This is a genomic window from Hymenobacter saemangeumensis, assembly GCF_039541835.1.
Classification (GTDB): domain Bacteria; phylum Bacteroidota; class Bacteroidia; order Cytophagales; family Hymenobacteraceae; genus Hymenobacter; species Hymenobacter saemangeumensis.
Genome location: NZ_BAABGZ010000055.1, coordinates 1 through 18,565, shown reverse-complemented (window position 1 = coordinate 18,565; position 18,565 = coordinate 1). Strand labels below are relative to the sequence as shown.

General features: G+C 61.6%; 20 protein-coding genes. 11 read left to right on the top strand and 9 right to left on the bottom strand.

Features of this window, described 5'->3' with window-relative positions; genetic code table 11:
- Window positions 1-95: 95 nt before the first annotated feature.
- The 4 genes from ABD919_RS14165 to rlmN all read left to right on the top strand — a co-directional run bounded on the left by ABD919_RS14165 (window position 96) and on the right by rlmN (window position 3,351).
- Window positions 96-293, top strand: coding sequence for a hypothetical protein (locus tag ABD919_RS14165; RefSeq protein ID WP_345236671.1), 198 nt, complete (start codon window positions 96-98; stop codon window positions 291-293).
- Between the two features lie 212 nt (window positions 294-505).
- Entirely contained in the window at window positions 506-1,462 is a 957-nt protein-coding gene (locus tag ABD919_RS14160) for a hypothetical protein (protein ID WP_345236670.1), read from the top strand.
- A gap of 275 nt (window positions 1,463-1,737) precedes the next feature.
- Entirely contained in the window at window positions 1,738-2,169 is a 432-nt protein-coding gene (locus ABD919_RS14155; protein ID WP_345236669.1) for a thioesterase family protein, read from the top strand.
- Between the two features lie 102 nt (window positions 2,170-2,271).
- On the top strand, window positions 2,272-3,351 hold the full coding sequence (rlmN, locus tag ABD919_RS14150) for a dual-specificity RNA methyltransferase RlmN (protein WP_345236668.1): 1,080 nt from the start codon (window positions 2,272-2,274) through the stop codon (window positions 3,349-3,351).
- A gap of 71 nt (window positions 3,352-3,422) precedes the next feature.
- Here rlmN and ABD919_RS14145 read toward each other — a convergent pair whose 3' ends face one another.
- Both ABD919_RS14145 and ABD919_RS14140 read right to left on the bottom strand, forming a co-directional pair.
- Window positions 3,423-4,733, bottom strand: coding sequence for a hypothetical protein (locus ABD919_RS14145; protein WP_345236667.1), 1,311 nt, complete (start codon window positions 4,731-4,733; stop codon window positions 3,423-3,425).
- Between the two features lie 84 nt (window positions 4,734-4,817).
- On the bottom strand, window positions 4,818-5,789 hold the full coding sequence (locus tag ABD919_RS14140; RefSeq protein WP_345236666.1) for a YihY/virulence factor BrkB family protein: 972 nt from the start codon (window positions 5,787-5,789) through the stop codon (window positions 4,818-4,820).
- A 196-nt stretch (window positions 5,790-5,985) separates the two neighbouring features.
- On the opposite strand from ABD919_RS14140, the gene ABD919_RS14135 reads away from it, so the two are divergent.
- The gene (locus tag ABD919_RS14135) at window positions 5,986-6,801 is read left to right on the top strand and encodes a hypothetical protein (protein ID WP_345236665.1); all 816 of its coding nucleotides are present in this window, start codon (window positions 5,986-5,988) and stop codon (window positions 6,799-6,801) included.
- Between the two features lie 227 nt (window positions 6,802-7,028).
- Here the strand turns inward: ABD919_RS14135 and ABD919_RS14130 are convergent, their stop codons facing one another.
- The gene (locus ABD919_RS14130) at window positions 7,029-7,772 is read right to left on the bottom strand and encodes a DUF3891 family protein (RefSeq protein WP_345236664.1); all 744 of its coding nucleotides are present in this window, start codon (window positions 7,770-7,772) and stop codon (window positions 7,029-7,031) included.
- 213 nt (window positions 7,773-7,985) lie between these two features.
- Here ABD919_RS14130 and ABD919_RS14125 point away from each other — a divergent pair, with 213 nt between their 5' ends.
- Window positions 7,986-8,876: an alpha/beta fold hydrolase gene (locus tag ABD919_RS14125; protein WP_345236663.1), complete on the top strand. Its 891-nt coding sequence runs from the start codon at window positions 7,986-7,988 to the stop codon at window positions 8,874-8,876.
- 113 nt (window positions 8,877-8,989) lie between these two features.
- Window positions 8,990-9,757 carry a DUF475 domain-containing protein gene (locus ABD919_RS14120; protein ID WP_345236662.1) on the top strand — a complete coding sequence of 256 codons (768 nt, stop codon included), beginning with the start codon at window positions 8,990-8,992 and terminating at the stop codon, window positions 9,755-9,757.
- A gap of 269 nt (window positions 9,758-10,026) precedes the next feature.
- On the opposite strand, the gene ABD919_RS14115 is transcribed toward ABD919_RS14120, so the two are convergent.
- From ABD919_RS14115 to ABD919_RS14095, 5 genes are all read right to left on the bottom strand, one after another.
- The gene (locus ABD919_RS14115; RefSeq protein ID WP_345236661.1) at window positions 10,027-11,019 is read right to left on the bottom strand and encodes an NAD-dependent epimerase/dehydratase family protein; all 993 of its coding nucleotides are present in this window, start codon (window positions 11,017-11,019) and stop codon (window positions 10,027-10,029) included.
- A gap of 407 nt (window positions 11,020-11,426) precedes the next feature.
- Window positions 11,427-11,582 (bottom strand): T9SS type A sorting domain-containing protein, encoded by a 156-nt coding sequence (locus ABD919_RS14110; RefSeq protein WP_345236672.1) that lies wholly within the window; start codon window positions 11,580-11,582, stop codon window positions 11,427-11,429.
- Between the two features lie 25 nt (window positions 11,583-11,607).
- Window positions 11,608-11,730 (bottom strand): hypothetical protein, encoded by a 123-nt coding sequence (locus tag ABD919_RS14105; RefSeq protein ID WP_345236673.1) that lies wholly within the window; start codon window positions 11,728-11,730, stop codon window positions 11,608-11,610.
- Between the two features lie 29 nt (window positions 11,731-11,759).
- Complete coding sequence (locus tag ABD919_RS14100; RefSeq protein ID WP_345236660.1) at window positions 11,760-12,356, bottom strand: hypothetical protein; 597 nt, start codon at window positions 12,354-12,356, stop codon at window positions 11,760-11,762.
- 290 nt (window positions 12,357-12,646) lie between these two features.
- Complete coding sequence (locus ABD919_RS14095) at window positions 12,647-12,808, bottom strand: hypothetical protein (RefSeq protein WP_345236659.1); 162 nt, start codon at window positions 12,806-12,808, stop codon at window positions 12,647-12,649.
- A 26-nt stretch (window positions 12,809-12,834) separates the two neighbouring features.
- On the opposite strand from ABD919_RS14095, the gene ABD919_RS14090 reads away from it, so the two are divergent.
- Window positions 12,835-13,917 carry a patatin-like phospholipase family protein gene (locus tag ABD919_RS14090; RefSeq protein ID WP_345236658.1) on the top strand — a complete coding sequence of 361 codons (1,083 nt, stop codon included), beginning with the start codon at window positions 12,835-12,837 and terminating at the stop codon, window positions 13,915-13,917.
- Window positions 13,918-14,018: 101 nt separating this feature from the next.
- Entirely contained in the window at window positions 14,019-15,266 is a 1,248-nt protein-coding gene (kbl, locus tag ABD919_RS14085; RefSeq protein ID WP_345236657.1) for a glycine C-acetyltransferase, read from the top strand.
- 167 nt (window positions 15,267-15,433) lie between these two features.
- Here the strand turns inward: kbl and ABD919_RS14080 are convergent, their stop codons facing one another.
- Window positions 15,434-15,916: a DUF1573 domain-containing protein gene (locus tag ABD919_RS14080; protein ID WP_345236656.1), complete on the bottom strand. Its 483-nt coding sequence runs from the start codon at window positions 15,914-15,916 to the stop codon at window positions 15,434-15,436.
- A gap of 216 nt (window positions 15,917-16,132) precedes the next feature.
- Between ABD919_RS14080 and ABD919_RS14075 the strand changes: the two genes are divergently transcribed.
- A complete protein-coding gene (locus ABD919_RS14075; protein ID WP_345236655.1) occupies window positions 16,133-17,599 on the top strand; it encodes a sensor histidine kinase in 1,467 nt (488 codons plus the stop codon).
- The gene (locus ABD919_RS14070; protein WP_345236654.1) at window positions 17,577-18,299 is read left to right on the top strand and encodes a response regulator transcription factor; all 723 of its coding nucleotides are present in this window, start codon (window positions 17,577-17,579) and stop codon (window positions 18,297-18,299) included. Before ABD919_RS14075 ends, ABD919_RS14070 begins: the two co-directional genes overlap by 23 nt.
- Window positions 18,300-18,565 lie beyond the last annotated feature (266 nt).

Below are 18,565 nucleotides of genomic sequence, written 5' to 3'. Positions count from 1 at the left end.
CGACTACCAGACGCCTTATCATACTCATCAACACCTTCTTCAACTTAATGCCCTAAACTGTCCAGCGTAATCGGACCACCTCAGACTACCAGAAGATGAGAGAAAAGGCTCAGCTGTTTGCCAGCAAGAACTCGGGCGGCATTTTCAGCAAAGCCTATCCGGCTTTCAAGGCCGATGAGAATTATACAGGGCCCAGCTCCATGCAGGTGCTGAAGGGAATTAAAGAAGGCAAGCCCATTTACCACTCCAAAGCCGAGTACTTCGACTTCGCAGCTGACCAGCTGGCGGAGTAGTGCCGCACTCCGCAAGCGAGCAGATTCTTGTGCCTTCACTTTTCATGGTTAAACCCTTCTGTCATATTTCGCACATGTACGCTGGCAGCCCCTCTCTATTTCAATCGTCCTGTCAACTCTTTTCTGCCGGTGCTCTGGGCAGACTGGTAACGCCTATCCTGCTCCTGACCGGGATAACACTAGCAGGAGCCGGTCAGGCTTACGGGCAAAAAGTGGTGGAGCATAAGGTGTGGACTACGTTTCACAAAACCGCCACCGCCCCCATTGCCAGCAAATACAAAACCTACTCGGTGGAGTATGATTTCGGCACCCCCTTACTATACCAGCCCAAAGGCCCAACGCTCGGCGGCTTGAATTACAGCAAAACCGGGGGTGACCTGCTGCTGAAAATCACTCAAAAAGGCCTGACTACGCAAGCCGGGAATATAGAGCGGCACGCGGTGCTGGGCGGCACCACAAATGAGCATTTTACGGCCTCTCTGTCGTATCAGGGCCAGGTGGGCTACGAGTTGATTGACAAGCGCACCAACACGCCTTTGGTTAGCTTCAAGAAGAATGAAGGCACGGACAATAGCCCGGAATTCGCTTACCAGGCCGATTTGGAGCTGTACCTGCAGGAGGCTTTTGCCGACGAGGTAGCTGAAAAGCTCCTGAGCATGATGCGTAAGCGCATTGACTACACACTGCTCGACCACCATTGGAGCGCCCGGCTTGGAGTTAACCTGGTAGAGGGTGACCTGCCGGCCTATCAGGATATCAGCAGGGCCGCCGTTGAATTCGAGCGGCTCCTCTCGGGTCCGGCCATTGAGAAAGCCAAGCTCCTGCCGCTGGTAGCGGTCTGGGAAGCCCAGCTGGCCAAAGCCGACTGGAGCAACAAGAAAGCGGAGATAAACCGCAAAGTGGCCAATGCCTTGCTGGGCAATTTGTGCGCAGCCTATCTGCTGCTGGAAGACTATCAGCGGCTGGACGAGAAAGCCCAGGTATATGCCAGGGAAAACCGGGGAGTATATGGTGTGGTATTTGGTACGGAGCTGCCCTCCATCACGTTTGAGGTAGAGCCAGGCTTTTCCGGGCCTACCGCTGGTACCGTAGAGCTGGAGAAGGACAACGTAGCTGCCTACTACAGCGTGGTAAATTTTTCTGGCATGCTGGCCGGCCCATCTAATTAGGATGCCCTGCTTGCCAAGACGCAAAAAAGCCCCTGTGTTCTTTATGAGCACGGGGGCTTTTTTTTGTGCTGATTACCCTAAAGCGCTTTGGATGTTCTACCGGTTTCGGACCCGCACGAGTCAGGGTACTTATCCGCTTTTCGACGATGCAGACCGGGAGCTGGTCCTTGCCATTGCCCAAGCAAGGTCGTGGGTACGCCATGGAATTAAGTGCTTAGTCATCCAACCCTGGTTCCTGGCTACGTACTAGCGACTGTTTACTATTCTCACTTAAAATGGCCCGCATAAAAGTCGCCCTGCCCGACACCTTTCCCTTTGCCACCGAAATTCCGGTGCGCATCACCGACATCAACTACGGCGCCCACCTCGGCAACGACGCCCTGCTGGGTATGCTGCACGAAGCCCGCATTCACTTCCTGAAGTTTTTGGGCCTGGCCGCCGGCGACTACGACCCCACCACCAAGCTGGGAATGATAATGGTAGACGTGGCTATTGAGTACAAGGGCGAAGGCTTTCACGGCGACGTGCTGACCTTTCAGATGGCCGCCACCGACGCCAGCAAGTACGGCTTCGACGTGGTGTACTGGGTGCACAACCAAGCCGGCCGGGAAATAGCCCGCGCCAAAACCGGCATGCTCTGCTTCGACTACAACGTGCGCAAGCTGCGCGTGCTGCCGGCCGAGCTGGCCGCCCAGGTATCGGGCTAGCGCTGCTTTCTGGTTACTGTCGCAGGTGCCGCTGACGCCCGGAATGAAATTCCGCGTTGCTGGGTGGGAACCCGCCGCGCCAAGGCGTTGTATCTTTGTACTATGTTGTTAGAACTGCCCCTCGCCCCCAGCATTCAGAAGCGCGACATCCGCAAACTCTCGCCCGACGAGCTCAAGGCCTTTATGGTGGAGCACGGCGAGAAGCCGTTCCGGGCCAAGCAGGTGCTGGAGTGGCTGTGGAAGAACACGGCTTCCTCGTTTGAGGAGATGAACAACATCTCGCTGAATACGCGCGAGCTACTAGCTAAGCACTTCGTCATCAATGGGGTGACGGTGCAGAACCAGCAGCTGAGCAACGACGGCACCATCAAGTCGGCCTTCCGCCTGCACGACGGCAACATCGTGGAGGGCGTGCTCATCCCGCACGATACGCGCATGACGGCCTGCATCAGCTCCCAGGTGGGCTGCTCGCTTACCTGTAAGTTTTGCGCCACCGGCTACATGGAGCGCAAGCGCAACCTCGACGCGGCCGAGATTTACGACCAGGTGGTGCGCATCCGGGAGCAGTGCGAGGCCCAGTACGGCACGCCCCTCACCAACATCGTGTACATGGGCATGGGCGAGCCCCTGCTCAACTACGCCAACGTGGTGAAAAGTGTGGAGCGCATCACCGCCCCCGATGGCCTGAACATGGCCCCGCGCCGCATCACCATCAGCACGGCCGGCATTGCCAAGATGATTAAGAAGCTGGCCGACGACGACGTGAAGGCCAACCTGGCCCTCTCGCTGCACGCCCCCAACGACGCCAAGCGCAACGAGATTATGCCCATCAACGAGGCCAACTCCCTGGCCGCGCTGAAGGAGGCCCTGCAGTACTACCACCAGAAAACCGGCCGCAAGGTCACCTACGAGTACATCGTATTCGACGGCTTCAACGACACGCTGGAAGACGCCGCCGAGCTGCTGGCCATCAGCAAATGGCTGCCCTGCAAGGTGAACCTGATTGAGTACAACCCCATCGACGCGGCCGACTACCAGAATGCCGAGGCCGACAAAATCGCGGCCTTCCATAAGTTTCTGGCCGACCGCGGCGTGCAAACCAACATCCGCCGCTCGCGGGGCAAGGACATCGACGCCGCCTGTGGGCAGCTGGCGGTGAAAGAGAAGCCAGCGGCTGAATAAATTATAGCTTCAGACGCATAAAAAAGCCCGCCTCTATATCAGAAGCGGGCTTTTTTACGTCTGAGCCGGCCTTATCGCGGCGCGTCGGGCTGCTTGGCGCCTTTGCCGAAGCGGAACGTAAAGTCGATGTACACCGGAATAAGGTAGGTGGAAAAGAACCGCCCGGGGCGCTCCACGCGGAAGCCAGACCCGTAGTCTTCGGTGTAGGGAAAAGAATAGAAATACAAAGCGCCCAGGCCCAGGCTGGTGCGGCGCCAGCTGAGCTTCATGCCATAAAAGCCGCCCATACCGGCTTCGGCGTCGGCTACAATGTAGTTTTCAGTTAGCAGCGACACGCGCCGGGAAACGCGCGTTTGCCCACCCAGCATGATAATGGGCGTGCTGCCGATTTCGTTATCCACGAAACCATACCCTAGCCCCGCAGTGAAGTTGTTATCGGCACTACCGGTCGTAATTACTCCGTAGGCAATGCCAACGCCTACCCCATCGCCATTGCCGGCAGGCACGCGCAGGTACAGCAGGCCGGCCCCGGTGTGCAGGTTTTCGCGCACCTTAAAGCTCAGCTTGGGCGTAAGCACCAGGAGCTGCTCGGTAAGCGACAGGCCGGGCACAATGGACATGTAGCCCCCCATCGAGAAATTGTTGCTGATGCCGTAGTTGAACCCCAGCAGGTACACGTCGACATCCTGCAGCGTGCCTTCCCCTTGCCGCAGCCCCCGGGCCGTAGGACCGAAAAACAGGCGGTTGCCATTGCCAATATCGTAGTACTTCCGGGCGCCGGCAATTCTACTGGGAGCCGAAGTGCCTTCCAGGTCCTGCACCCCCGTGATGTTCACTCGCTGCACGGTGACTTTACCAAGCGCGGGCGAGTCGAAGTCCAGGGCAGTCATCGTCATGCCTACCAGCTGCCCGCTGAAGGTGGTGCCGTCGCGGGTTTCGATGCGGTAGCTGCGGCCCAGCACAAAGGGATAGTCGGCAGGCGCAGCGGCCGATGCCGGCGCGCCAGGCACGCTGGCAGCTGCCGGCGCGGCAACGGGCATGGTTTCGCCCAGCTCTTTCATGCGGCGCGCAATGGATTCGCGCACCGTCATAAACTCGGGGCGGGTAAAGGGGCGGGCCAGCTCGCGGCCATCGCGCATGCGGCTGCGCAGGGTAATGGCACTGTCGGGGCGCAGCGACTGGTAGAAGCTGGCTTCCACGAAGTCGTCGGCCGCGTAGTAGAGAAACAGGCCGAAGCGCGACTTTTCGCCGCCATCAATCACGTCCCCAACGGCGGGGCTCACGACGATTAGCTTTTCGGTAGGCGCTGGGGGGGCCTGGGCAAAGGTGGCACGGGCCAGCAGCAGGGCGGGCCCCAGCAGAAGGTAGCGCAGGTACTTCATGCAATAAGGAATGGATAGAACAGCACAAAGTACGCAAACTTCGTGCTTGCCCTGCCCACACCTCCCGTTGCCGGAGCAGGCGCGTCAGCCGCGCCAGCGGCCCGTGGCGTGGGGGCGGCCCGTAGCCCGCGACTCGTCGGTTTCGTCGCAGGGTATCTCGCGCTGCTCTACCCGCACGGCATGGGCCTTGGGCTGCACCTTCTGCCCGTAGGCATCGGCAAACTCCTGGGTAAACTCGGCCCCAAAAAAGATGATGAGCGACGAGTAGTTTACCCACACCAGCAGCACAATAGCCGAGCCGGCGGCCCCGAAAGCCGAGCCGGGCTCGGCCTTGGAGATGTAGAAGGCAATGAGAAACTTACCCAGCACAAAAAGCAGCGCCGTGATGAAGGCCCCAATGCCCACATCGCGCCAGCGGATGACGGCATCGGGCAGGAAGCGGTAGATGAGGGCAAACAGCAGGGTGGTGACGCCCAGCGAAAGCGCAAAATCAACCAGCCGGATAACGATGACGCCAATGGCCGGAAACCAGGCCTGCAGCTGGTCGGTAAAGGCACTCAGCACGGCACTGATTACAAAAGAGATGAGCAGCAGCAAGGCAATGCTCAGTATCATGCCGAACGAGAGAAAGCGCTGCTTCAGGTATTGGCCGATGCCCATGCCTACGGTTTTCACCTTCAGGTTCCAGATATCGTTGATGCTTTCCTGCAGGGTAACGAAGAAAGTGGTGGCCGCAAAAATTAGGGTAGCAATGCCAATGGCCGTAGCTATGCCTCCTTTTTGCTGCTTGGTAAACTCGGCGATGCTGTCCTGCAGAAACTTGGCCGACTCGGCCCCAACCAGCCCCTTGAGCTGCCCATATACCTGCCCCGTTACCGCTTCGTGCCCATACACGGCACTGGCCACCGTGATGACGATGAGCAGCAGCGGCGGCAGGGAGAAGATGGTGTAATACGACAACGCCGCGGCGTGGCGGAAGGAGTTGTTGTTGGTAAACTCAGACGCCGTGGATTTAAAAATCCGCAGGATATCTGAAAAATTGTAATGCGAAGCCATAGGAAAGGCGTGATGAATGCGGATGTAGCTTACGGGCGATAGGGCAGCGGTGTTGGCACGCACGCAGGAGGATAGCTGCAACCTTTGCCACCAGAAACAGATTACTGCAAGGGTGCCGGTGCTTATTCCAACACGGCTCTCCCTGCCCCGTATGCTGTCCGGCAAGCACTCCACCTGCTTTTACCCGCTTATTCTAATGGTTTACTTTCTTCGCCGTTTCCGTTTCATTCTTTTCGTGCTACTCAGCTCCTTGCTGCTGGCCGGCGCTGCCCAGGCTCAAAAGCGCAAGGCCCAGGAGCAGCCGGCTTCCTACCCGGCCGCCGAGGGCTTCGATGCGGCCGGCTCTGACCCCAAAGCCATTGCCATTGCCGACCGCGTGATGCGGGAGATGGGCGGCTACCAGGCTTGGCAGCAGGCCCGCTACTTTGCCTGGGGCTTTTTTGGCGGTCAGTACCAGGTTTGGGATAAGTACAGCGGCGACTTCCACTGGGAGCGCGACACGCTGGTGGCCAACGTCAACCTCAACACCAAGCAGGGCCGGGTGTACAGCCGCGGGCAGGACATCTCGGCCACGCCCGCCGGGCAGAAGCTGCTGGAGCGCCTGCCCGCCATCTGGATAAACAACTCCTACTGGCTGCTAATGCCTTTTAAGCTGAAGGACTCGGGCGTGACGCTGGGCTACAAGGGCGAAGGCAAAACCCTGGACGGCGCCCCGGCCGACGTGCTGCAGCTCACCTTTAAGAATGTGGGGGTGACGCCCCAGAACCGCTACGAGGTGCTGGTGAACCGTGCTACCGGCCTGGTGGAGGAATGGGCCTACTTCGCCAAGGCCAGCGACGAGCAGCCCGGCTTCCGCCGCCGCTGGAACGAGTACAGCCGGCAGGGGCTACTGCTGCTGGCGGCCGGCCGCAGCGACGCCAGCAAGCCCGCCCGCCTCGAGCACATCGCCCAGACCCAGACCATACCCGAGGGCCTGATGAGCAGCCCCACGCCGGTAGAAAAGCTGAAGTAGCCGCGCTTTTTTTCTTTTTTGAAGTGAAAAGTGAAGAGCTATGCTCTTCATAAAGTGATTTGAGGACAATGTAGAGACGCAACATTTTGCGTCTCCGGGTCAGCGCCATTAGAACGTTCTATTTTTTAATCGTTCAACGACGAGACGCAAAATGTTGCGTCTCTACATCCGCCTGGACTTTCACAAGCCACTTCTCAACGGGTATAAAAGGTCGTTCTGCCTTTTAACTAATCACCCGGGCGCAGCTCCCAGCGCAGCTCCTCGATGGGGGCCTCGTGCAGGGCCGTGGCCAGGTCGGCGTCGTCGCGAAACTGCAGGCGGTGCAGAGTGGTGACTTCCACGGTCACTTCTACTTCAGCGCTGGCAAAAGGCCAGGGCTCGATGATGACGGGCCCCTCGGGCTGCGGGCGGCGCAGGGTATAGCGGCGGCCATCGGGGCCCTGGTAAATTTCCAGGCGGCGGCCCATTTCGGGCAGCTCCTGCCGGCAGAGAATAAGCGAGAGGCGGTCGGACCAGTGCAGCAGGGCGTAGGCCGACTCGGCTTCGGCCTTGGTCACTTTCAGGGCGCGGCGCCACTGCTGCTGCCGGGACTTAAGCTCGTCGAGAAAAGCTGTTATTTCCGTGCTGCTGCCCCGCAGGCCTTCGTAGAGGCAGCTCAGGTGCATGGCGGTGAGCAGGCTGCGCCAGCGGCCCTGGAAGCGGGCGGCGGCCAGCACGCCGGTGGCCTGGGCCAGGGAAAACTCTTTCTGGGTGAAGTCGGCCGGGGCGCCGGCGGGAGTGAGGCCGTAGTGCCCGCCGCGGCCGTGCCAGTCTTCCTGCTCGTGGTCGTGCTGGGCAATGGCGCTAAGCAAATCGACCCAGCGCGAAGCGGGCAGGAAAGGTGGCCAGTGCCAGGCCAGCTGCATGGCTAGCTGGGCATGGGCCTGCTGGTAAATAATTTGCCAGCCAGTGGGGGCGGGGTTTACTATCATAGAGAAATTACATCCTAAGTCGGCACACAGATGATGCGCATACGCAAGTTGAGGTCGGGGTGTAAGCGTAAAAAGTAAATCCCCGGTGCTCCCCTGTAAACCCTTCGGCAGATATCCGGTTTGGGCGGGCCATTCTGCTGTCTACGTCAGCTTTCAAAGCGCTGCCTGGGCCCGCCATTCCAACCCCGGCCCGCGCCGGCCGTACCTTCGGCCATGCCCGCTGCTCCCCCCGAACACCTCACCCTGACCTTGCCCGATGGCCGGCAGCAGGGCGTGCTGCGCTTCGGCAACCCCGGGCACCGGGCGGTGCTGTACTCGCACGGCTTTGGCACTTCGGGCCTCGCCATTCCGCCCGATACGGCCCTGCTGCAGCGCCTGGGCTTGCAGATACTGGCCCCCGACCGCCCCGGCGTGGGCGCTTCCGATGTGGACCCGGGCCTGAGCTTTCAGTCGGTAGCAGCTGATGCCATGTTTGCCGTGGATGCGCTGGGCGTGCAAGGCCCAGTGGCCGTGCTGGGCTGGTCGGTGGGTGGGGTACACGCCATGGCCCTGGCCGCCCGCTACCCCGTGCGCGTAGGCACGCTGCACCTGCTGGGCACCTGCCTGCCCATGGGCGAAGAACATTCTTTCGAGCAGCTCTCAGCCATCTGGAAAACCCTGTGGTGGACCTGCACGCAGATGCCGGGGATTACCGAGGCTCTTTGCCGCTGGCTGAGCCGGCGCTGGCACCGCGCCCCCGATGACACCATCGACTGGTTTATCCGACTGATGTGGCAGGCCGAGCAGGATGTGAGCGAGCAGCCCGAAAACCGGGCCCTGCTGCGCGACGGGGCCGTGCGGGGCTTCGCTCACCAGGGCTGGGGCGTGTTTCACGACCTCCAGCTGTGGTGCCGCCCGCCCGACTTCGACCTAAGCCTGATTCAGGCCCCGGCCACGCTCTGGCACGGGCTGGCCGATGGCGTGTGGGCCCCCGATAACATTCCTTACCTGGCCAGCCGCCTGCCCGGCGGCAGCACGCGCCTACTGCCGGGCGAGGGCCACATGCTTCACCTGCGGCACTGGGAGGAAATCCTCACCGCCATCCGCCGGGAGCTGCCGGACTGAGGGCAACGCCGGGCGCCACGTAAATTCGCCCGCCGGCCCGGCGCTGAATTTTCTTCGGCGCTTTCCGCTTATAGTCCTGCCGCCTTCCCGGGCCGGCCCCTCCCCTTTTGCCCATGAGCGCAGACCTGCAGCAAATTCTCGACAACCCCCTGGCCGCCCTGGCCATACTTGGCAACCTGATTCTGATTGAAAGCCTGCTGTCGGTGGATAATGCGGCCGTGCTGGCCACCATGGTGGGCGACCTGCCCAAGGAGCAGCGGCAGAAGGCCCTGCGCTACGGCATTATCGGCGCCTACGTATTTCGGGGCCTGTGCCTGCTGTTTGCCTCCTTCCTGATTCAGTTCTGGTTTCTGAAGCCGCTGGGTGGGCTCTACCTGCTTTACCTGGCTTACGAGCATTTCAAGCCCAAGCGCAAGAACGAGGAAGAGGAAGTGGTGGAAAAAGAGAAAAGCTGGCTTTACCGCCGCACCCTGGGCCTGGCCGGGCAGTTTTGGGCCACCGTGGCTTTGATTGAGCTCATGGACCTGGCCTTTTCCATCGACAACGTGTTTGCCGTGGTGGCCTTCACCGACAACATGATTCTGATTTGTGCCGGCGTGTTCATCGGCATCCTGGCCATGCGCCTCGTGGCCCAGGCCTTTGTGCTGCTCATGGCCAAGTATCCGTTCCTGGAAACGGCCGCCTTCCTGGTTATTGCCGTGCTGGGACTGAAGCTGATGCTGGCCCTGGTGTCGCACTTCTACCCCGAGTCAGCATTTGGCCGCCTGCTGGAAAGCGAAGCCGCCGATGCCGGATTGACGGTACTCACCGTGGCCATGTTCCTGGTGCCCTGGGCTACCTCGCTGCTGTTTAACATACCGGAGCGACGGGCTTCGCGGTAAAGATGTGCTGATGGTTTGATGTGCTGATGTGCTGATGCAGCCCTCGGAGCGTGTCATTGCGAGCGGAACGCAGTGGAGCGCGGCAATCCGTCCTGTTCTCAGCGCAAAGCCTAAGATTTTGACAAATGAAAAGCCCCAAAGCCAGAGCTGGCGTTGGGGCTTTTCACATTACCTGGCCAGTCGCTCAGAGAGGACGGATTGCCGCGCTCCACTGCGTTCCGCTCGCAATGACACGTCTTTTCAGCACATCAAACAATCAACACATCAACCTACGCCGGCTGCATCTCCTTCAGGTGCAGCAGCATGTCGGCCGTCATCTTGTCGAGGTCGAAGTCAGGCTGCCAGCCCCAGTCCTGGCGGGCGGCCGAGTCGTCGATGCTGGCGGGCCAGGAGTCGGCAATGGCCTGGCGCTGGTCGGGAGCGTAGCTCACCTCAAAGCCGGGCACCTGCTGCTGGATGCTGGCCGTGATTTCGGCTGGCGAGAAGCTCATGGCGCCCAGGTTGTAGGAGGTGCGCACCTTGATGCTGTCGGCCGGGGCGTGCATCAGGTCCAGGGTGGCCTTGAGCGCGTCGGGCATGTACATCATGGGCAGGTAGGAATCCTCTTTAAGGAAGCACTGGTAGTTTTCGCCGGCCACGGCCTTGTGGTAGATATCCACGGCATAGTCGGTGGTGCCGCCGCCGGGCAGGCTCTTGTAGCCGATGAGGCCGGGGTAGCGCAGGCTGCGCACGTCCAGCCCGTGCTTGCGGTGGTACCACTCGCACCACTGCTCCCCGGCTAGCTTGCTGATGCCGTACACCGTGTTGGGGTTCATGATGCAGAGCTGGGGGGTATCGTGCCGGGGCGTATCGGGCCCGAACACGGCGATGGAGCTGGGCCAGTACACCTGGGCCACCTGGTACTGCACCGAGAGGTTGAGCACGTTCAGCAGGCCGTCCATGTTGAGCTTCCAGGCAAACATGGGGTCTTTCTCGGCCGTGGCCGAGAGCAGGGCTGCCAGGTGGTAAATCTGCTTGGGCTCGTACTGCTGAATCAGCTGTTCGAGGCGGGCCTTGTCGAGCACGTCGAGCAGCTCGAAGGGGCCGCCGGCCAGCAGCTCGGGCTGCTTGGGGGCGCGCACGTCGGCGGCAATTACGTGGGCGGGCTCGTACTTCTCGCGGAGGGCGGCGGTGAGCTCCAGGCCCAGCTGCCCGCAGGCGCCAATAACGAGAACAGTGCCGGGCAGGCGGGAGGTGCTGGTGTCGCCGGGGGTCGTGTCCATGCGAAGGAAATGGGTGGGATTGGGGTGGGAAGCGTTGTACGGGCAAAGATACCCGGCGGTAGCGCACATTACCGGGTTAATGCTGGTCTTACAGCGGACCTCAGGTTCTTGTATGGGTCAACCCTGTGCCTCCCCCTCTCCTTTTCGGAAATGCGGATTAAGCATTTTTTGGGGGCCGGGGGGTGAGGCCACCACCAGAACGAGGCCCTGCAGCAACCACAGAATCGCTCTAACTGCTGCAGACCCCGCGGGCTGTTACCCAATGCCAGAGCGAACACCGGTGGAGTATAAGGCGCCCCGACCGTGCGGAAGCACCCGTAAAGCTTGTTACACAAAAAAGCCACTTCCTTAAAAAAGGAAGTGGCTTTCCAGGCCCGCGGGTGGCGGGGCCAGGCTAGCGGCGCTGCTTAGCGGTGTTCAACCTGCACGCGGCAGCGCGTGAGGCCGTTGGCTGTTTGGGTGTGCAGGTAGTACAGGCCGGCGGGCCAGCTGCGCGTGTCTACGGTAGTGCTGTGCCGTCCCTTTTTGGCCGTGTACATCAGCTGGCCCTGGCTGTTGTAAATGGTGGTAGTGGCGCACAGGGCCAGGCTAGAACGCGTAGGCAGCGCCGATGAGCTGCACGGGCCGCCACACCAGGCGCAGGCGGTTGGCGTAGGCGCGCTCATCCAAGAACCGGTCATCCTCATCCGGCTTGGTAAAGACTCCTTGCACTTGGCGCTTCCAGCGCTGATGGGTGTAGGTCAGGGGCAGGGCGGTTTCGGCGAACAGGCGCAGGCGGGGCGTGGGGCGGTAGCTGAACCCGGCGAAGGGGCGCGCCTGGACCTGCCACTCCTGCGTGGTGCGCGTGTCGTAGTCCACGACAAACCCGCCGGGGGGTATGGGTACTTGCGGGCCGCAGAGTACCCCAGGCGCTGGTAGCCCAGGCCGGCCTCCAGCCCGTAGTCCAAGGCCACCCGCCGGCTTAGCCGCCGCTGCCAGGCGTAGCCGGCAAACACCTGCACTTGCCAGCGCCGGTGGCTCGGGCCCTCAACGTAGCCGTTGACAATGCCGGAAGGGGAGCTATCCAGGAAATTCGCCGAGTCGGCGTAGCTGAGCAGGCCGCTCAGGCGCAGGCGCAGGGCTTTGGCGGGCGTGAGCTGGCGCTGATAGAGCACGCCAACGGGCAGGCTGCGGTTGGCGGTAAAGAAGTTGTCCAGCTGCGGGCTAGCTGTCAGGCCCATCTGGCGCTGGTGGCGGGCCGTATCGGCCGGGGCCGGCGGTGGGGCTTGGGCAAAGGCCGGGGCCGTCAGGCCGGCGGCCAGCAGCGCCCCGAGGGTCGCGGTAGAGAGGCGTTTCATAGCGGAAACAGAAGGGTGGTGAGCCGGCAAGTTACGGCCAGGCCCCGGTGGCTGCGCATCGGTGAGGACGCAGCAAAGATGGGATTTCACCCCCGCCTGGATTCCTAGAAATTTGTGTTCCCCAATTGTTGCCAAACTAGCCAGGGTGGTCCGGGAAAGGGACGGTGCCTATTAACTAAAGCTTTGACCTAAGAGGCATTTAGGGGCTTCCAGAAAGTGTAAAAATATTAAATTTAAGTTCTTGGTATTATTCGCGTGGTCTGAATGAGCGCTGTTACCCGGCCGCTCTATCAGAAAGCGTCGACACCGTTATTGCCGCTGCCCGGCTGCGTGGGGCCGGTGTGAATAACCAGCGTCCCGCCATTAATAACTGCCGCCTGCCCTTGGGCAGCTACGCGGTAATTTGTAGGCACCCCGCTCAAGGTGTAGGTCGCCTGTTCGTGGAGGCACATGGTTAGGCAGGCGGTATCTTTGGGCCATGCAGAATCGTATCCTCGCGGCCGCGCAGCTGTTTATTGGGCTTATCGTGGTTTCGGCCGGTGCAGCCAGGGCGCAGGCCCCCCCCCGCTACCGAAACCTGGTAATGGAAGGCGGCGGGGTGCGCGGCATTGCCTACGGCGGCGCCCTGCAGGAGCTGGAAAAGCAAGGTGTACTGGCGCAGATTCAGCGCGTCGGTGGCACTTCGGCCGGGGCCATTCAGGCGGCGCTGCTGGCCGTGGGCTACTCACCCGATGAGCTGGTGGCCGTTATCAACCAAACGCCGGTGCAGCGCCTCAACGACGGCCGCTATATGTTCGTGGGCGGCAGCACGCGGCTACTGAAGCAGTACGGCTGGTACCGCGGCGACCAGCTTACCAGCTACCTGAGGGAGCTGGTAGGCCGCAAAACGAACAAGCCCGATTTAACCCTGAGCGAGCTGCACGCCCTGGCCCGGCAACACCCCGGCCGGTACCGCGACCTGTACACCACCGGCACCAACCTGACGCTGCAGCGCAGCCAGGTGTTCAGCTACGAAACCCACCCGGCCATGCGCGTGGCCGACGCCGTGCGCATCAGCATGAGTATTCCGCTGTACTACCGCGCCGTGCTGCTCGACGAGCAGGGCCGCGTGGTGACGGGCAAGCCCGCCCCCGGTCAGGCCGTGCAGGTAGTAGTGGATGGCGGCCTGCTGGCCAACTACCCGCTAAGCTTGTTCGATAACGCCCGCTACCTGAGCGCCACGGCAGCCGCCACGCTGCCTGCGGCGGGCCCAGTCGTCAACCCCGAAACCCTGGGCCTGCGCCTAGACCGCGCCGAACAAATTGCGCTGGACACCGCCGCCACTGGCCGTCAGGCTTTGGCCCGCTACGACATCAACTCCTTCCCCAGCTACGTAGGAGCCCTCTACACCGTGGCCCTCGAAAACCTCAACCCCGCCCAGCCTGCCGACTGGCCCCGCACCATCAGCATCAGCACCGTGGGCATCAGCCCTAAAGTGAAGCGCATGCCGCTGGCCCAGAAGCAGCAGCTTATTGAAAGTGGCCGGCGGGGCGCGCAGGCGTTTCTGGGAATTAAAAATTAAAAATGAAGAATTAAAAATGGCCTTCAGGCGCCCTTCATTGTTGATTTTTCCTATAACAGCCCCAATTTTTAATTTTTAATTCCTCATTTTTAATTCCCACCATGTACGCCACTCTCCAGCCCGACCTCGAAAAGCAGCTTCAGGAAATCAAGGATGCCGGCCTTTTCAAGAAGGAGCGCATCATTACCTCGCCCCAGGGCGCGGAGATTGAAACCCGCGAAGCCGGCGAAGTGCTCAACTTCTGCGCCAACAACTACCTGGGCCTGAGCTCCCACCCCGAGCTGATTAAGGCGGCCAAGGAAGCCATCGACAGCCACGGCTACGGCATGTCGTCGGTGCGCTTTATCTGCGGCACCCAGGATATTCACAAGGAGCTGGAGCAGAAGCTGGCCGAGTTCCTCGGCACCGAGGACACCATTCTGTACGCCGCCGCCTTCGACGCCAACGGCGGGGTGTTCGAGCCCCTGTTCAACGAGCAGGACGCCATTATCTCCGATGCGCTGAACCACGCTTCCATCATCGACGGGGTGCGCCTGTGCAAGGCCCAGCGCTACCGCTACCAGCACAACGACATGGCCGACCTGGAAAAGCAGCTGCAGGACGCCCAGGCCAAAGGCACCCGCCACCGCATCATCGTCACGGACGGCTCGTTCTCGATGGACGGCACCATTGCCCAGCTCGATAAAATCTGCGACCTGGCCGACCAGTACCAGGCCCTGGTGATGATTGACGAGTGCCACAGCATGGGCTTCCTGGGCAAAACCGGCCGCGGCACCCACGAGTACCGCAACGTGATGGGCCGCGTCGACATCATCACCGGCACGCTGGGCAAGGCTTTGGGCGGCGCCATCGGGGGCTTCACCTCGGGCCGCAAGGAAATCATCGACATGCTGCGCCAGCGCAGCCGCCCCTACCTGTTTTCCAACACCCTGCCCCCCGCCATTGTGGGCGCCTCGCTGCGCGTGCTGGAGCTGCTCACGGAAAGCACCCAGCTGCGCGACCAGCTCGAAGAAAACACCAAGTACTTCCGCCAGCAGATGACGGCCGCCGGCTTCGACATCCGCCCCGGCGAGCACCCCATCGTGCCGGTAATGCTCTACGACGCCAAGCTGGCCCAGGAGTTTGCCGCCCGCATGCTCGACAAAGGCATTTACGTGGTGGGCTTTTACTACCCCGTGGTACCCCAGGGCCAGGCCCGCATCCGGGTGCAGCTCAGCGCGGCCCACAAGCGCGAGCACCTCGACAAGGCCATTGCCGCCTTTATCGAGGTGGGCAAGGAGCTGGGCACCATCAAGGAGCCGGGCGCCGCGCAGTCGGCCGAAGGGCAGGTGGTGACGAACACGCCGTAGCCCCACCCCCGACCCCTCCCCTATGGGGGAGGGGAGCCTGACGATTAAAAAGGAAAAGGGTGCTTGCCTAATGGCAAGCACCCTTTTCCTTTTGCTGAAAACTTGTATGTATACCGCCCGACCGGAACAGGCTCCCCTCCCCCGCAGGGGAGGGGTCGGGGGTGGGGCTACTTCTTCGGCGCCTCGGCAGTAGCACCGCCTACTACCGTACCCTGCAGCGTCAGCACTTTGGGGCCGGCCTGGCCGTCGGCGTTGCTGGTTACGGTAACGGTCTTGTTGAAGGAGCCGGGGTTGGCGGCGTTGAAGGTGGCCGTGATAGTCTGCGACTTACCGGGCATCAGGGGCTCTTTCGACCAGTTGGGCACGGTGCAGCCGCAGGAGCCCTGGGCGTTGGTCAGAATCACGGGCTGCTTGCTCGTGTTGGTGTACTTGAACGAGGCCGTCACGGGCACGCCCTGCTTGATTTCACCAAACGAGTGCTCGGTCTTGTCCCACTTGAGGGCAGCACCGGCAAAAGCCTGGGCAGGCTTGGGCTTGGCAGTAGCGGCTTTGGCCTTGGCCGAGGCATTGGGCGAAGCGGGCTGCTTGGTCTGGGCCGAAGCAACGGTGCCGCTGAGCACGAGCGCGGCGAGGATGGGGAGGAATTTCATGGGTGAAGGTTGATGAATGATGTGTGGTAAAGTGAAAGTTGAGGGTTCAGGTTCCCGAATGGCCGAAAGAGGCCGGCAGCAGGCCTGCAGCAACCCGACAAAGGTAAAGGGCAATGACCTTGCCGACTTGTTAACAGCCGCCCAATACTTGTTAATGAGTTGTTAATGCCCGGCGTGGCCGGGCCGGAGCGCCGGCCGGGGCTGTACTTTCGGGCTATGAAATCCCTGCCTATCCGCCTGGTGGTGCTGCTCGGCGTGGTGTCGGTTATCGGCATCATTGCCGTGCAGGTGTATTGGGTGCGCCGGGCCTTCGACAACGAGGAGCGGCAGCTCGACCAGATGCTGTACATCGGCCTGAAAAACGTGGCCACCAGGCTGGCGGCCTACCGCCGCGTGGAGCTGCCCAGCCAGAGCCCCGTCAACCAGGTGTCGTCGAACTACTACGTGGTGAACGTGAACAGTGAAATCGATGCCAACCTGCTGGAGTACTACCTGCGCCAGGAGTTTGAGCGCCTCAACCTGCGCCTCGACTACGAGTACGCCATCTACGACTGCGGCACCGACCACATGGTGTACGGCAACTACGTGCGGGCCTCCGAGCGGGCCGGGCCGGCCAGCGTGCCCACCCGCCTGCCCAAGTACAGCCGCTACACCTACTACTTCGGCCTGCACCTGCCCCAACGGGCCCCCTACTTCATGAGCCGGCTCAACGGCTGGGTGCTGACCTCGGTGCTGCTGCTGGTAGTGGTGGTATTTTTTGGCTATGCGCTGTTTGTGATACTGCGGCAGAAGCGGCTCTCGGAAGTGCAGCGTGACTTCATCAACGCCATGTCGCACGAGTTCAAGACGCCCATCTCCACCATTGCCATCTCGGCTGAGGTACTCACTGCGCCCGACATCGTGCAGCAGCCCCAGCGCCTGCTCAGCTACGCCAGCATCATCCGGGAAGAAAACCGCCGCCTCAGCCAGCAGGTAGATAAGGTGCTGCAGATGGCCAAGAGCGAGCGGAGCGAGTTTCGCCTGCACCGCGAGCCCGTAGACCTGGCCGCCCTGCTCACCGACGTAGTCCGGCAGTTCGACATCAGGGGCAAGCATGCGGGCGCTTCGCTTCAGTTGTTAGTTGATAGTTGTCAGTTGTCAGGCTGTTCTGATAGCGAGTTGTCAGTTGATAGTTGTCAGTTGTCAGGCTGTTCTGATAGCGAGTTGTCAGTTGACAGTTGTCAGTTGTCAGGTAGCTCTGATAACGCTGACGCCAGAACAATCCTGACAACGGACAACTGTCAACTGACAACTAAGGGCGCCCCGCGCCTCGTCTGGGCCGACCCCGTGCACCTGGCCAACGTGCTGTTCAATCTGCTCGACAACGCGGTGAAGTACGCCGCCGGGCCGCCCGTGGTGCGGGTGGCGCTGGCCGTCGAGGGGCGGCAGCTGCGGCTTTCCGTGGCCGACCAGGGCATTGGCATTGCCCCGGCGCATCAGAAGCAGGTGTTCGATAAGTTCTTCCGCGTGCCCGGCCACGACCTGCGCCCGGCCCAGGGCTTTGGGCTGGGGCTGTACTATGTGCGCAACGTGGTGCAGGCCCACGGCTGGAAAATTCAGCTGCACAGCCAGCCCGGCCAGGGCAGCACCTTCATCCTCACCTTCCCCCTCCTGCCCGCCCATGCTGCCCCTGCCCGCGCCTGATGCCCCGCCCCGCTTAGCCCGCATCCTTTACGCCGAGGACGACGCCAACCTGGGCTTCGTCACCCGCGACAACCTGGAGCGGCGGGGCTACCAGCTCACCCACTGCCTGGACGGCGCCGAGGCCCTGGCCGCCTTTCAGGGCGGGGAGTTTGACCTCTGCCTGCTCGACGTGATGCTGCCCGGCCTCGACGGCTTTGCCCTGGCCCGCCGCATCCGGGAGCTAAACGCCCAGGTGCCCATTCTCTTCCTCAGCGCCCGCGCCCTGGGCGAAGACCGGATTACCGGCCTGCGCACCGGCGCCGACGACTACATCACCAAGCCCTTCAGCCTGGAAGAGCTGGTGCTGCGCATGGAAGTATTTCTGAAGCGGGCTACCGTGACGGCCCCGGCCAGCCCGGCAGCGCACCGCCTGGGCAGCTACACGTTCAACGCGGCCAACCTCACCCTGAGCCACGCCAGCGGCAGCGTGCGCCTCACCCAGAAGGAAGGCCAGCTGCTCACCCTGTTTGCCCAGCGCCCCGGCCAGCTGCTGCGCCGCGAAGACATCCTGCGCCAGCTCTGGGGCACCGACGACTACTTCATGGGCCGCAGCCTCGACGTGTTCATCTCCCGCCTGCGCAAGCACCTGCGCCACGACGCCCGCCTGCAGCTGCGCAACGTCAACCGCGTGGGCTTTGTGCTGGAGGTGGGCGCTGGCTAAAACGCCCTTGCTTGGCTAATCCTGCTGTACCAAGCATGCTCGGTTTTGCCAGTTCACGAAACTCATCCTGCGAAACAGTTTTGTAAATGTTCATTCGCAGACGAGTTTCTTCAACTCATGCAGCCCTGTAACGGCCCTTTTCGCCTGGCGCCGTGCAGCTGGCTGGATTATAGGGAAAGGAGGGTGGCTGTTGCAGAACCAGTTTTCGTAGAGGGAAGATGCAAGGCAAGAAGCTGTTTCTCGACAAAGAGGTGACGCGCTTTCGG